Origin of the sequence: Bradyrhizobium nivariense (genome assembly GCF_029846695.2) — a bacterium.
Taxonomy (GTDB): domain Bacteria; phylum Pseudomonadota; class Alphaproteobacteria; order Rhizobiales; family Xanthobacteraceae; genus Bradyrhizobium.
Genome location: NZ_JARWCR020000053.1, coordinates 16,804 through 30,915, shown reverse-complemented (window position 1 = coordinate 30,915; position 14,112 = coordinate 16,804). Strand labels below are relative to the sequence as shown.

The window sequence follows — 14,112 nt, the reverse complement described above, 5'->3', positions numbered from 1 at the left end:
GAAACCGTGCGAGAATACGGAAAAGCCGCGGCGTACTGGATCCCCCGCTTTCGCGGGGGATGACACCGAAGTCGTTGCGACCTCGCGCCCCTCACATCATCCCGCTCTCTTCCTCCTCCGCCTGCTCGATCAGCGTCTCGCTCACCACGACCTCGCGGCGGGGGACGACGAAGATCATCGTGCAGGCGCAGAGCAGGGAGATCGCCATCACCGCAGACGTGAGCGGCAGCGTCGTCGCGGAGTGACCGCCGAGATAGGCGCCGAATTGCGACATCAGCGCGCCGATGCCTTGCTGGAGAAAGCCCATTGCGCCTGATGCGGTGCCGGCGGCCTCGGGACGGATGCTGATCGCGCCGGCGGCCGAGTTCGCCATCACGAAGGCATTGCCGGCCATCACGATCATCTGCGTGCCGAACAGCCAGGCGGGCGCCTCGTTCCAGCCGGTGAAGCTCCAGAGCAGGTTCAACAGGCTGCCGCAAAGCTGGAGTGCGAGGCCGAACCAGATCAACTTCTCCAGCGAGTGCCGCGGCGCAAAGCGCACGCAGAGTAGATTGCCGACGAGGTAGGCGAAGCCCGTCGTCGCGAACCACGCGCCGTATTCGGCGCTGCTGCGGTCCATCTGCGTCACCACGATGTAGGGCCCGCCGCCAGCGAAGGTGAAGATGATTTGCGAGGCCAGCACCTGGCACATCACGTAACCGACGAAGGCGCGGTTGCGAATGAGAATGCCGACGTCGCCGCGAAAGCCGCTGCCGGCGGCGCGGGTGCGGCGCGTCTCGGGCAGCGCGACCGCGATGCCGACGGCGACAATGATCGCGCCGATGGTGATGACGTAGAAGATGGCGCGCCAGCCGAATGCGGTCTCGATCAGGCCGCCGGTGAGCGGGGAGACCATCTGCCCGATCATCAGGGCCGCGATCACGAGGCTGATCATCGAGGCGACGCGATCACGCGCGTAGATGTCGCGGATGATGGCGCGGCTCACCACCATGCCGGCGGCGCCGCCCAGCGCCTGGAAGAAGCGCGCGGCGATCAGCTGCGGCAGGGTTTCCGCGAAGATGCAGGCGATGCTGGCGACGACCATCAACGCCAGTCCTCCGAGCAGCACCGGGCGCCGCCCGAACCGGTCCGACAGCGGGCCCATGATGAGCTGCGACAGCGCGATGCCGACCATGTAGAGCGACACCGTCATCTGCGCGACCGAGATGTCGCTGCCAAATGTTGTCGCCAGCACCGGCAGCGCCGGAACCAGCATGTAAAGCGAGATCGGCGCGATGCCGGTCATGACGACCAACAACAGCAGCACCACGCGCGAGGTCGCGAGGTTGTGTTGCGCCGCTGGCGGCGATTTGCTGATCATGCCGTGCATGCGTGTCCGTCTCGTAGAAATTCGAATCGGACTGTAGCGTGCTCGCGCAAGACGGATATCGGCGTTTCGGAATGCGGCTATACGGATTCCGGGACGGTTATAATAATAGCGCGATGGCGACCAATTGGGCGCGGTGCTCGCACTAAGAATTCGGTGTCATTTCCCGCGCAGGCGGGGAATCCAGTACGCCGCAGCGTCTCCGCATACGTTTGCTGTCTCTGGAATACTGGATGCCCCGCTTTCGCGGAGCATGACGGCTGTGGGTGGGCAACGAGCCTTGCGCAAATCGCGTGGTGCCATGCGGCTTCGGAAGCGAAGTTACGCCTTCAGCTCCGCCGTCGCCTGATCGAGCCAGGCCTTCGTCGCCTCGTCCAGCGCCGGCCGCACCTCGGCCCTGACGCGCGCGTGGTAGGCGTTAAGCCAGTCGAGCTCGTCCTTGCCCAGCATCGCCACATCGATCAGCCGGCGGTCGATCGGCGCCAAGGTCAGCGTCTCGAACGCGTTCATCGATTTTTCCGCGCCCTTGATGTCGGCTTCGACCACCAGTTCGAGGTTCTCGATGCGGATGCCGAAACCGTCGGTCTTGTAGTAGCCGGGCTCGTTGGACAGGATCATGCCGCGCTTCAGCGGCGTGGTGCCGAGCTTCGAGATCCGCGCCGGTCCTTCGTGCACCGAGAGATAGCTGCCGACGCCATGGCCGGTGCCATGCTCGAAATCGACGCCGGCGGCCCAGAGATATTGCCGTGCGAGTGTGTCGAGCTGAGCGCCGCTGGCGCCGTCGGGAAAGACCGCGCGGGCGATCGCGATGTGGCCGCGCAAGACGCGGGTGAAGCGGTCGCGCATCTCGCCGGTGGGCTCGCCGACCGCCATGGTGCGGGTGACGTCGGTGGTGCCGTCTTCATATTGCGCGCCGGAATCGATCAGCAGGAGATCGCCGGGCACGATCCGCCGGTTGCTCTTGCGGGTGACGCGGTAGTGCACGATGGCGCCGTTCGGGCCCGTGCCTGATATGGTCGGGAATGACACGTCCTTCAGCGCGCCGGTGTCGCGGCGGAACGTCTCCAGCGCCTCGACCGCGTCGATCTCGGTGAGCTTGCCGCTTGCCGCCTCGCGATCGATGAAGGCGAGGAAGCGCGCCAGCGCCACGGCGTCGCGCCGGTGCGCCGTTTGCGTGCCCTTGATCTCGGTCGTGTTCTTGACCGCCTTGAGCAGCGCAATCGGATCGCTGCCGCGCACCGGCTTGCCGCCGGCGCCCGTGATCAGCCGGCTGAGAGCGTCGGCCGCGGTCGCATTGTCGAGCGCGATCGCGGCGCCGCTCTTGGCGAGCGCCATCAACGTTGGCGCCATCGCATCGGGCTCGCGCACGTCGGCGGACTGCTCGAGATGGTCGCGGGTCAGGTTGGAGAGCTTGCGGTGGTCGATGAAGATGGTCGGACGGCCGTCCTTCGGCACCAGCGCATAGGACAGCGGCAGCGGCGTATGCGCGACATCGGCGCCGCGGATGTTGAAGGTCCAGGCCACGGCATGGCTGTCGGACAGCACCAGCGCATCGACGCCGAGTTTGCCGATCTCGCTCCTGATCTGCGTCAGCTTCTCGGCTTCAGTGACGCCGGCATGTTGCATCCCGTGCACCGCGACCGGCGCAATTGGCGGCTGCGGCCGGTCCTGCCAGATCGCATCGACCGGATTGCTGTCGACGGCGACCAGCTCGGCGCCCGCCTTGGCGCAGGCGGCGGACAAACGCTCGACTGCCGCAAAAGTGTGCAGCCACGGGTCAAATCCGAGGCGGTCACCGGCCTTCAAGTGTGCCGATACCCAGCTTTCCGGCGGCGGTTCGATCAGTGATTCCACCGCCCAGGCCTTTGCATCGACCTGCTTGGCAGCCTGGATCGCGTAGCGGCCATCGACGAACAATGCGGCCTCATGCGTCAGCGCCACCGCCAATCCCGCTGAGCCGGTAAAGCCGGTCAGCCAGGCCAGCCGCTCTTCCGACGGCGGCACATACTCATTTTGCTGCTGATCGGCGCGCGGAATCACGAAGCCGGTCAGCTTGCGGCGGGCGAGCTCTTCACGGAGCGCGGCCAGCCGGGCCGTCAATGCGACACCGGCCTCGGGCTCCTCGAATGTCTGGAAATGCGCTTCGAACATGGTGGATCACTTTAGGATCATGGCGATCAGTCCGCAATGTAGACGCATTCGAGGCCGCATCTGGCATGGACTGTGCTTGAACAAGTTCCATTCGAATTGAGTGGAGTACAGGATGCGGCAGTTGCGCTTCGTCCGGACAACAGGGAAATTCGAGCAAGTGGTTCATCTCAACGGCGAGGGGACACACGATGCCAGCATTCACGTTTGAGAAGATTTCGCCGCCGGTGCGCCGCGCCCCGACTGCGGCGATACCAAAGAAGCCGCGCGGCCTCATCAGCCAGCTGATCGACCGTTTCGCCGAGCGCCGCGCTCGACGTGCGTTACGGGATGAGGGCACGGTGCGTCCGGACGCGAAGCCGGCGGAATAGCGCGCGTTCACCTCGGCCCGCAAGCGAGGCGGCGAGCGCAACGCCGTCGCGACGGCGCCGTCATCCGGTCTTCTGCAGCAACAGGCTGCTCCACCCCTCGATCCGCAGGTGCCGTAGCGGCACCAGGCCGCGCGCGCGATAGGCGGCAATGACCGCGGAGGCTTGGTGCGTTAGCAGGCCGGAGAGGATCACGCGTCCGCCCGGCGCCAGGTGGCGCGTCATCGGGCCCGCCAATTGCCGTAACGGATTGGCAAGGATGTTGGCCAGCACCAGGTCGAACGGGCCGCATTTGCCAAAATCCGGGGCGGCAAAGCCAGTGGCGCGGATCACCCGCATGTGGTTACCAACTTCGTTCAGCGCCGCGTTCTCGGCTGCCACCCGTACCGAGGGCGGGTCGATGTCGGAGGCCAGCACCGCGCGATGCAGCACCTTCGCCGCCGCGATCCCCAGCACGCCGGTGCCGGTGCCGAGGTCGAGCACGCGGCCGGGCCGGGTGCTTTTCAGGACGTGGTCAAGCAGCAGTAAACAGCCGCGCGTGGTGCCGTGATGGCCGGTGCCGAAAGCGAGGGCCGCCTCGATCTCGATGGCGAGCTTGTTCGGTGCCACGCGGTCACGGTCGTGGCTGCCGTGAACGACGAAGCGCCCGGCCGGCACCGGGACGAGATCTTCGAGGCTCGCCTTGACCCAGTCCTTGGCCTCGATGGTATCGAAGGCGAGCGTGGCGGCGAACTCGTTTCCTGCTGAGGTTGCAACGAGTTCGCGCAGCCATGCCTGGTCCGGCGCATCCGCGAAATGCAGCGCGACGTCCCATTGTCCGTTCGGCTGCTCGAAGGCGGCGACCGCCGCATCGTCTTCGAAAAACACCTCATTGAGCACGTCGACAACGCGCTTGGCGGCGATCTCGCTGCCGATCGAAAAGCTGGCGCGATGGGTGGTGGCAGGATGCATCCCTAGGGTTCCGTTCGGCTCAATTTTTGGAACTTTTGTTCCTGATTTTCCGCATAACTTGCAATCCAGGGATTAACTTAATCATAGGTTGTACTCAGTAGATTCACGGATGTTGGGGCCAACCAACACAGCTTGAAATGGAAATGGAGACGAGACTTGAAACGCATGGTTTTGAAGTTCTGGTCCGACGATTCAGGTGCAACTGCAATCGAATACGGCCTGATTGCAGCCGGCATCGCGCTCGCGATCATCACCGTGGTGAACGGCCTGGGCACCACGATGAACGATAAGTTCACTTCGATTAGCACCTCCTTGAAGTAATTTCCGCCTCCCATTTCTCCCGGCGGGGGCTGTTTTCTTCATAGGTTGTTTTCGACCAGCGCCCGTTGGGGGAATTGCCCCCCGGCGGGCGAAGTCGTTTTTGGGACGGGTTTTCACAGGGATGCCCACAGGCTGCCCGCTTGTTTTCAGGGCGTTGTCCACGGCCTTATCCGCCGCTCATCCCCAGGTTTTCCACCGCCTTGTACCCGACTTGGCCGGCGGGCCGCGACGGGCAACCCACCGCTCTTTCACAGCCCATCCACAGACCTATCCACGGCTTCCGAACAGCGACCGGTGATCCCGCAAAATCGCCTGCGCCGCGTTGTGGCCGGGGGCGCCGGTGACGCCGCCGCCCGGGTGGGCGCCGGAGCCGCAGTGATAGAGGCCCTTCAGGGGGCCGCGGTAGTCGGCATGGCCCAGCATCGGCCGCGCCGAGAACAGCTGGTTCAGCGTCAGCGCGCCGTGGAAGATGTCGCCCCCCAACAGGCCGAATTGCCGTTCAAGGTCGAGCGGTGACAGGATCTGGCGGCCGAGCACGCTTGTCGCAAAACCCGGCGCGTATTTGTCCACCGTCGCGATCATGAGGTCGGCAACCTCTTCGCGATGGTCGTCCCACGACGTTCCATCGGGAAGCTCCGGCGCGACATGCTGGCAGAACAGGCTCGCGACATGTTTTCCTGCGGGCGCGAGCGTGTCGTCGAGCGTCGAGGGGATCAGCACTTCCACGACAGGTTCTCGGCTCCAGCCGTGCGTGCGGGCATCGAGAAAGGCGCGGTCCATGTAGCCGAGGTCAGGGGCCAGGATGATGCCGGAGCTGAGATGATCGCCGTCGCCTGGCAGCGCCGTGAAGGAGGGCAGGCGGTCCAGCGCCACGTTCATGCGGAAGGTGCCGGAGCCGTTCTTCCAGTGCCGGATGCGGTCGAGGAAGTTTTGGGGCAGGGCGTCGGCCGCGATCAGCCGCGTATAGAGCAGCTTTGGATTGACGTTGGCCGCGACATATTTGGCGCGGATAGCCGTGCCGTTCTCCAGCGCTACGCCGACGGCGCGGTCGCGCTCGACGATGATCTCGCGCACGCTGGCATCGGTGTCGATCACAACGCCGCGCTCGCGTGCGGCGCGCGCCATCGCTTGCGTGATCGCGCCCATGCCGCCGATGGCGTGACCCCAGACGCCCTTCTTGCCGTTCACCTCGCCGAAGGCGTGATGCAGCATCACATAGGCCGAACCGGCCGCGTAGGGGCTGGCGTAGTTGCCGACGATGGCGTCGAAGCCGAACAGCGCCTTGACCAGATCGTGCTCGAAACGTTCGTCCAGCATCTCGCCGGCCGAGCGGGTGAAGAGATCGAGCAGGTTGCGGCTCTGCTCCAGCGACAGGCCACGCAGGATGTTGGCGCTCTGGAATGCATTCACGGCCTCGCGGATCGCAGCCGTGCCGAAACCATCGAGCAGGTTCGGCGGCGCGCGCAGCACGAATTGCCTGAGCACGTCGGCGATATCTTCCAGCTCGCGCGAAAACCCGTCGAGCGCGTTTGCGTCATGCGCGCTCAGCCGTGCGACGGACGCGTGCGTCCGTCCTTCGCCGGTGAGGAGATAGCTGCCGTCGGGCGCGGGCAGAAAATTCTGCGCGCGCCGTTCGACGATGCGCAGGCCCTGCTCGGCCAGCTTGAGGTCGCGGCTCACCTGCGGATTGAGCAGGCTCACGGTGTAGGCCGCGACCGAATTGCGGAAGCCCGGGTGAAACTCCTCCGTGACCGCGGCCCCGCCGACCACCTTGCGGCGCTCGACCACGCGTACGCGCAAGCCGGCCATCGCGAGATAGGCCGCGCAAGTGAGGCCGTTATGGCCAGCGCCGATGATGACGACGTCGGTTTCGATCATGAAGGAGTCAAGCTGTTCCACATTCATTCCGGGACGGTCTGAACGACCAGGCTCGGAATGACATCTGTATATCAGGCATTTCTCGCTGCAACATCACGAGACGCTTTATTGCCCGTTCAGGCGCCTTGTGCTCCATTGCGCGCGTCCGGCGCCCGCCGGAGGAGTTATCCGACGCGTTTTCTCGCGCGAACCGGTGCCCATTTCGCCGGAAAACGCTTTTGCTGGAGCTTCCATGGATTCGATCGTGCAACCCGCCGCCACGGAGCAGCCGTCCTCGTCACGCAACCGGCTGCTGCTGACGGTCTACACCGCCGCGATCTTCGTCAGCGCGCTATTGCTGTTCTCGGTGCAGCCGCTGTTCACGAAGATGGTGCTGCCGCGGCTCGGCGGCTCGCCGGCGGTGTGGTCGGTGGCGATGGTGTTCTTCCAGTCGCTGCTTCTGGCGGGCTACGCCTATGCGCATCTGTTGATGCAGATACGGAACCGCATCGTTCCGGTGGTGGTGCATCTCGTGCTGCTGATCGCGGCCTTCGCCACGCTGCCGCTCGGCATCGCGTCCGCCTATGGCGAGCCACCCGGCTCGGGCTACGCGATCTGGCTGCTCAGCTTGTTCGTGATCTCGATCGGGCTGCCGTTCTTCGCGCTCGCGGCCAACAATCCGTTGTTGCAGGCCTGGTTCGTCCGCACCGGGCATCCTGCCGGACACGATCCATATTTCCTCTATGCCTCCTCCAACATCGGTAGCTTCCTCGCCCTGCTGTCCTATCCGTTCCTGTTGGAGCCGGTGTTCACGCTGCACACGCAGAACCGGCTCTGGACCGGCGGCTATGGCCTTCTGATCCTCCTGATCGCCGCCTGCGGCGTGCTGCTGTTGCGCTCGCCGAAGCTGGCAATGGTCGACGCGCGAACCGAGGATATGAATGCGCCGGCGCCCGCTTTCCTGACGCGGCTGCGCTGGATCTTCCTCGCCGGAGTGCCGTCCGGCCTGCTCATCGCCGTCACCGCGCACATCTCGACCGACGTTGCGGCGGCGCCGCTGCTGTGGGTGCTGCCGCTGTCGCTGTACCTGCTGACCTGGGTGGTGGTGTTCCAGTCGCGGCCGCTGCTGCCGCACAAATGGATGCTGATGCTCCAGCCGGTCGCGATCGCGGGCGTCGTCTTCGTGCTGGCTTTCGGCGGCGAACAGAACCTGTTGCTGACGCTCGGCGGCCATCAATTGTGCTTCTTCGTCATTGCCATGGCTTGCCACGGCGAATTGGCCCGGACCCGGCCGGCCGCCAAATATCTCACCGGATTCTATGTCGCGCTGTCGTTCGGCGGCATGGTCGGCGGCCTGTTCGCAGGGCTCGTTGCGCCCTTCACCTTCTCCTGGATCGCCGAATATCCGATCCTGGTTGCGCTTGCCGCGCTGTGCCGGCCGCCCGCGAACGAGCGGCTGGCGGGCATCGTCAAATGGTACTGGCTGGCGCTGGCCGCGCTTGCCATCGTGCTCGTTGCGCCGTCCTACACCGCGGGCGAGCTCTCGACCTGGTTCGAGGATCACCGCGTCTGGGTGGCGGGTGCCGTCGGCGTGCTCGCCGCGCTGCTGGCGCTGGCGGTCAACGCCGGCCGCTGGAAGATCTTCGCCACCGTCGCGCTCGCGCTGGCATTGATCCGTGTTTATCCGGCGGACGAAGGCCGCGTCACCACGGTGCGCAGCTTCTTCGGCGTGCACAAGATCGTGGTGACGCCCGGCGGCTATTTCCACGTCCTGATGCACGGCACCACGATCCACGGCGCCGAGCGCTTCCTCAACAATGACGGCACGCCCGTCACCGGCGGGCCCGAGCCGATCACCTACTATCACAAGGACGGCGGCATCGGTCAGGCCGTCACCGCGATCCGCGAGCGCAAGGGCGCGCCGCTGAAGGTCGCAGCAATCGGCGTCGGATCGGGCACGCTTGCCTGCGCCGCCGAGCCGGGCGAGAGCTGGACCTTCTTCGAGATCGATCAGTCCATGGTCGATGCGGCAAGCGATCCGAAGAACTTTCGCTACATATCGAGCTGCATGCCGGGCCTGAAGCCGGTGATCGGCGATGCCCGCCTCACCTTCGCCAAAGAGCCCGACGGCGCCTACGATCTCATCATCGTCGATGCCTATTCGTCCGATGCGATCCCGATCCATCTTGCGACCGAAGAGGCGATGAAGATCTACAAGGACAAGCTCGCTCCGCACGGCGCCGTAGTGATGCACGTCTCCAACCGGCACCTCGATCTCGAGACCGTCGTGGTCGGCATCGCCGATGCCAACGATCTCAAGAGCTGGGTCTACAACGAGGATTCCGGCCGCGATGGTGACTACATCTTCTCGACCGACGTCGTCATTTCCGCCCGCGAGGATGCCGACGTCGGCAGGCTCGCATCGTCGAAAGTATGGGAGCAGACCGAAGCCGACGACAGGGTGCGGGTCTGGACCGACGATTACTCCAATATTTTGGGCGCGCTGTACCGGCGTTTGCGGGACGGGGAGTAGGGGCCGCTTCTACGGCTCCACCGGTGTCCCCGCCGGCAATGCAATTCCCTTCTCGCCCGCGACCTGCCGCAGCAGGTCGGGCCTGTCGGAGATGATCCCGTCGACGCCGATCTCGATCATGCGCGCCATGTCCTCACGCTTGTTGACTGTCCAGACCACGACACGCAGTCCGAGCGTATGGGCCTCGCCGATCAGTGCCGCGGTCACATCGCCGAAATAGGGCGACCAGACTGTACCGCCCGCAGCCTTGATCGTTCGCGGCAGCGACCCGCCGTGATCGGCCGGGCTGAACCCCGCCGTCCAGTTGGTCGCCTTGTCCAGCGCCACCGTCTGGCCCGAGCCGCGCTGGAGCGTCAAGTACACCGTCGGCATCTTCGGTGCCCGCTGCTGGACGAGCAGCAGGGTCCGCCAGTCGAACGACTGGATCATGACGCGGTCGGAGAATTTTTCGGCTTCGATCAGCCCGAGCAGCTTGGAGACGAAAGATTGCGGATCGAGCGTCTCGTCCGGATGGTTCGGATCGATCTTGGTCTCGATGTTGAAGCGCACGCGTGTATTGCCGGACTTGCGCACCAGCGCGAACAGCTCGCTCAAGGTCGGAATGCGTGTCCCGGGCACGGCGCGCTGCTCGGGGAATTGCTTCGCGTAACGGCTGTCCGGCCGGATCTCGCCGACGTCGTAGGTCCTGACCTCGGCGAACGGCAACTTCACGAACGGCGTGCCGGGAGGCGGCACATAGGCGCCGCTCGCATCCCGCGCGAGGTCGGGATTGAGCCCGCGCTCATGCGAGACGACGACCTCGCCGTCGGCGGTGACGCCGACGTCGAGCTCCAGCGTGTCCACGCCCATCGACAGCGCATTGGCGAAGGCCGGCAGGGTGTTTTCCGGCAACAGCGCCCGCCCGCCGCGATGGGCCTCAAGGTCGAAGGCCAAATCCAATCCCGAATCAAATCCCGAATCAAATCCCATGGCCTCTCCCACAATGAGAAGTGACAGCACCATCAAGATTGTCGGAGCACGTGACGGCATGGTGGCTCGAAGGGCAAGTGAAAAAGGGCCGCTTTTGAAGGCATTTTAGCACGTCTGGCCTATTGTATAGGCTTTCGCGGCTGTTGAAACCTCGGGCGGTGGGTTGGGTTGCGTCCGACGTGCGGGTATGTACTCATAGTGGCCGCCCTGGAATCCCGCCCGTGCAACAGAAACGCGATCACCGAATAATCCGCAGCCGGCATTTTCATCGAATGCAGCGGCAGCATTTCATCATCTTCGATGTTTTGCCCTTCGTCGGCACGCTGCTGGCACTGGCCCTTCTGTTCTACCGCCCGATCGGCGCGATGGAGCTCGGCCTGTTCCTCGGCTTCTGGCTGGTCACCGGCCTCGGCCTCACCGTCGGCTATCACCGCCTCTTCACCCACCGCGCCTTCGCGACCTCCACAGCGATGAGTGCGATCCTCGTCGTGATGGGATCGATGGCGGGCCGCGGTCCCATGCTGTCCTGGGCGGCAATGCACCGCCGGCACCATGAGCTGTCCGATCATGACGGCGATCTGCATTCGCCGCGGCTGCATGGCTCCGGCCCGTTCGGTCGCCTGCGCGGCTTCCTGCACGCGCACCTGACCTGGATGATCGCGCACGATTATCCCAACGTTGCGCACTATGTACCGGATCTGATGGCCGATCGCAGGCTGATTGCGGTCAACAGCTACTATTACACTTGGGTAGGCCTCGGCTTGGTGCTGCCGGCCGTAATCGGCGGCCTTGCCGCGATGAGCCTGTGGGGCGCGCTGACCGGCTTGCTCTGGGGCGGCGCGGTGCGCATGTTCGTGGTCGAGCAGACCATGTCCGCCATCAACTCCGTGATGCATAGCTTTGGCGCGCAGCCCTTCGTCACCCGCGATGACAACAGCCGGAATCTCGGCGTGATGGCCTGGCTCGCCTGGGGCGAGGGCTGGCACAACAACCATCACGCCTTTCCGTATTCCGCCGCCTTCGGCCTGCGCTGGTTCGAGTTCGATCCCGGCTTCATCTTCATCCGCGCACTGGAAGCGCTCGGACTCGCCTGGGACGTCAAGGTGCCCAGCGAAGAGAAGATCGCCCGGCGCATGTCGCGGCAGCCGGGCGACGTGACGCCCGATTTGGAAACGGGCTGAGCATCATCGCCCGGCGCAATGCCGGCGATGACGCGGCTTTGATCCGATGCTGTTCAACGACTACCCCTTTCTCCTGGTCTTCCTGCCGGCGGCGCTGCTGATCTACCGCCTGGCCGATCCCTATCCGCATTTGCGCATCGGCGTGCAGGTCGCGCTGTCGCTCGCCTTCTATGCCTGGGGCAGTCCGTTCTTCATCCTGCTCCTGATCGGCTCGATCGCGATCAACTGGCTTGCCTCGGTCGCCTATGGACGCGTGAAGTGGCCGGCGCTGCTGACACTCGTGATCGTGCTCGATCTCGCGGTGCTGGCGCTGTTCAAATACGCCAACTTCCTTCTCGCCAATCTCGGCCTCGTACTGGGTACGACGCTGCCGGCGCTCGACATCGGGCTGCCGCTCGGCATCTCCTTCTTCACCTTCCACCACATCATGTATCTGGTCGATCTGAAGCGCGGCAGGGCGCCGCTCTATGCGTTCGACCGCTACGCGCTCTACATCGCCTTCTTCCCGCAGGCGATCGCCGGCCCCCTGGTGCGCTGGTCGGAGGTGATGCATCAGTTCGGCAGGCAGGTCTACGTTCCAGGCTGGCAGCGCCAGTTCTGCGTCGCGACCTGCTTCATCGCGATCGGCCTGTTCGAGAAGGTCGTGATCGCCGACAGCATCGCGCATCTGCTCGATCCCATCTACGTGCAGGCAGCGAACGCGCCGCTCCCGAGCGGCGATGCCTGGCTCGCCTTCTGCTTCTCCTTCCAGATCCTGTTCGACTTCTCCGGCTATTCCGACATCGCGATCGGGCTTGGCCTCCTGTTCGGCGTGCAGCTGCCGTACAATTTCAATGCGCCGCTGCGCTCGACCAACATCCAGGATTTCTGGCAGCGCTGGCACATCACCCTGATGCTGTTCCTGCGCGACTACGTGTTCTATCCGCTGGTCAATCTGCGCCTGCTGCCGCGGCGCTGGCTGCCGGTCCAGTTCTTCGGCGCCATGATGATCACGATGGCGCTGTGCGGCCTGTGGCACGGCGCGAGCTGGACCTTCGTGCTGTGGGGCGTGCTGCACGGGCTTGCGCTGGTCGCCTGCACGCTGTGGCGCCGCTATGGCCCGGAGTTCCCGTCATGGCTCGGCTGGGCACTCACCGTGTTGTTCGTGCTCGCGACCGGGGTGATCTTCCGCGCGGGATCGGTGGAGGCGGCCTGGCATGTCTTCTGCGGACTGGTTTCGCCGCTGCCGCTCGATCGCGGAAAGCATTTGTGGCCGCTGATCGCAGCGCCGCTCTTCGCCTTCCTGCTGCCGGCGAGCCAGGACATCGTGGCGGCGCTCACGCGCCGTCCCAATCCGTGGCTCGCGGGTCTGCTCGGTCTTGGGCTATTCGCATTGCTGCTCCACATGGGTGGTAGGGATCTCCATGAGTTCGTCTACTTCAAGTTCTGAGACGGACCCCGGCTGGGGCCGGAGCTTGCTCGCGTGTCTGGGCACGCTGATCGGCGCTGCGCTGCTGGTGCTCGCACTGATGGTGGTGGTCGATCCCTATGACAGCGGCAAGCTCGGCCTGCTCGGTATCGACGGCGTCGACAACCGCCTCACCCAAATCACGGCCGCGAGCCGCGCCAGGAATCCGGATTTCAATGCCGCGATCCTAGGCAATTCGACGGCGCAGATGATCGAGCCGACAGAATTGTCGCGCGCGACCGGCCTGCGGTTCGTGCAGCTCTACATGACCGGTGCGTTTCCCCGCCAGGAGCTCGCGGTGCTGGACTTCTTCCTCCGGAATCACAGGGAGGTCGGCGCGCTGGTGATCGTGGCCGACCCCGGCTGGTGCGCGCATGCGCGGATGAAGGAGGAGGGCGGCGTCCCATTTCCCGACTGGCTCTATGACCGAAGCGTCGTCACTTACGCTGCACGTCTGATCTCCTGGCAGGCGATCGAGCAGGCTTTTCAACGCATCTGTATCGGGCTTGGCCGGCGACCGCGGATGAACCCGGACGGCTTTGTCAGCTATGAGGACATCTGGCCGCCGGGTCAATTCAAGGAGGTCGGCTGGCCCAGGGATCCGGCGCCGTCCTTGTCCGCCGAGATGCGGGCGACATTTCCCGAGATCGCTGTGCTGGCAGATACCGTCAGGACATTGCCGGCCGATGTGCCCGTCGTGATCATCGTGCCGCCGACCTTCGCAACCACTGTGCCGAAGCCCGGTACGGAAACCGCCCTGGAGCGCAGCGCCTGCGACGCCGCGCTGAGAAAGGTGGTCGCGGGCCGGCCGCGCAGCAATTTCATCAGCTATCGGGTTGACAACGATCTCACGCGCGACCGCGCCAATTTTGCCGACTTCATCCACTATCGCCCAATCCTTGCACGCAAGATCGAGCAGGGGATCGCTGCGAGCCTGCGCGATGGGGAGAGCGCGAAGATCGATTTCTGAG

The 14,112-nt window shown here is 64.8% G+C and carries 11 protein-coding genes; 6 read left to right on the top strand and 5 right to left on the bottom strand.

The genetic code is table 11. The features are described 5' to 3' along the window. Nucleotides 1-91: 91 nt before the first annotated feature. On the bottom strand, nt 92-1,369 hold the full coding sequence (locus QCM77_RS32320; RefSeq protein ID WP_279660980.1) for a multidrug effflux MFS transporter: 1,278 nt from the start codon (nt 1,367-1,369) through the stop codon (nt 92-94). Nucleotides 1,370-1,687: 318 nt separating this feature from the next. Next, nucleotides 1,688-3,517: an aminopeptidase P family protein gene (locus QCM77_RS32315; RefSeq protein WP_279660981.1), complete on the bottom strand. Its 1,830-nt coding sequence runs from the start codon at nt 3,515-3,517 to the stop codon at nt 1,688-1,690. Between the two features lie 188 nt (nt 3,518-3,705). Between QCM77_RS32315 and QCM77_RS32310 the strand changes: the two genes are divergently transcribed. Continuing rightward, on the top strand, nt 3,706-3,885 hold the full coding sequence (locus tag QCM77_RS32310) for a hypothetical protein (protein ID WP_279660982.1): 180 nt from the start codon (nt 3,706-3,708) through the stop codon (nt 3,883-3,885). 60 nt (nt 3,886-3,945) lie between these two features. Here the strand turns inward: QCM77_RS32310 and QCM77_RS32305 are convergent, their stop codons facing one another. After that, on the bottom strand, nt 3,946-4,833 hold the full coding sequence (locus QCM77_RS32305; protein WP_279660983.1) for a 50S ribosomal protein L11 methyltransferase: 888 nt from the start codon (nt 4,831-4,833) through the stop codon (nt 3,946-3,948). Between the two features lie 165 nt (nt 4,834-4,998). Between QCM77_RS32305 and QCM77_RS32300 the strand changes: the two genes are divergently transcribed. Next, a complete protein-coding gene (locus QCM77_RS32300) occupies nt 4,999-5,154 on the top strand; it encodes a Flp family type IVb pilin (protein ID WP_462676085.1) in 156 nt (51 codons plus the stop codon). A 267-nt stretch (nt 5,155-5,421) separates the two neighbouring features. Here the strand turns inward: QCM77_RS32300 and QCM77_RS32295 are convergent, their stop codons facing one another. Beyond that, the gene (locus tag QCM77_RS32295) at nt 5,422-7,059 is read right to left on the bottom strand and encodes a phytoene desaturase family protein (RefSeq protein ID WP_279660985.1); all 1,638 of its coding nucleotides are present in this window, start codon (nt 7,057-7,059) and stop codon (nt 5,422-5,424) included. A gap of 205 nt (nt 7,060-7,264) precedes the next feature. Between QCM77_RS32295 and QCM77_RS32290 the strand changes: the two genes are divergently transcribed. Continuing rightward, nucleotides 7,265-9,544 (top strand): spermidine synthase, encoded by a 2,280-nt coding sequence (locus tag QCM77_RS32290; RefSeq protein ID WP_279660986.1) that lies wholly within the window; start codon nt 7,265-7,267, stop codon nt 9,542-9,544. A 9-nt stretch (nt 9,545-9,553) separates the two neighbouring features. Here QCM77_RS32290 and QCM77_RS32285 read toward each other — a convergent pair whose 3' ends face one another. After that, complete coding sequence (locus QCM77_RS32285; protein ID WP_279660987.1) at nt 9,554-10,513, bottom strand: glycerophosphodiester phosphodiesterase; 960 nt, start codon at nt 10,511-10,513, stop codon at nt 9,554-9,556. 272 nt (nt 10,514-10,785) lie between these two features. On the opposite strand from QCM77_RS32285, the gene QCM77_RS32280 reads away from it, so the two are divergent. The 3 genes from QCM77_RS32280 to QCM77_RS32270 are packed head-to-tail and all read left to right on the top strand — an operon-like array spanning nt 10,786 to nt 14,111. Further along, complete coding sequence (locus QCM77_RS32280; RefSeq protein ID WP_279660988.1) at nt 10,786-11,694, top strand: acyl-CoA desaturase; 909 nt, start codon at nt 10,786-10,788, stop codon at nt 11,692-11,694. Nucleotides 11,695-11,740: 46 nt separating this feature from the next. Then, nucleotides 11,741-13,123, top strand: a complete 1,383-nt coding sequence (locus QCM77_RS32275; RefSeq protein WP_279660989.1) for an MBOAT family O-acyltransferase — start codon at nt 11,741-11,743, stop codon at nt 13,121-13,123. Between the two features lie 25 nt (nt 13,124-13,148). Further along, complete coding sequence (locus QCM77_RS32270; RefSeq protein ID WP_279660990.1) at nt 13,149-14,111, top strand: hypothetical protein; 963 nt, start codon at nt 13,149-13,151, stop codon at nt 14,109-14,111. Nucleotide 14,112 lies beyond the last annotated feature (1 nt).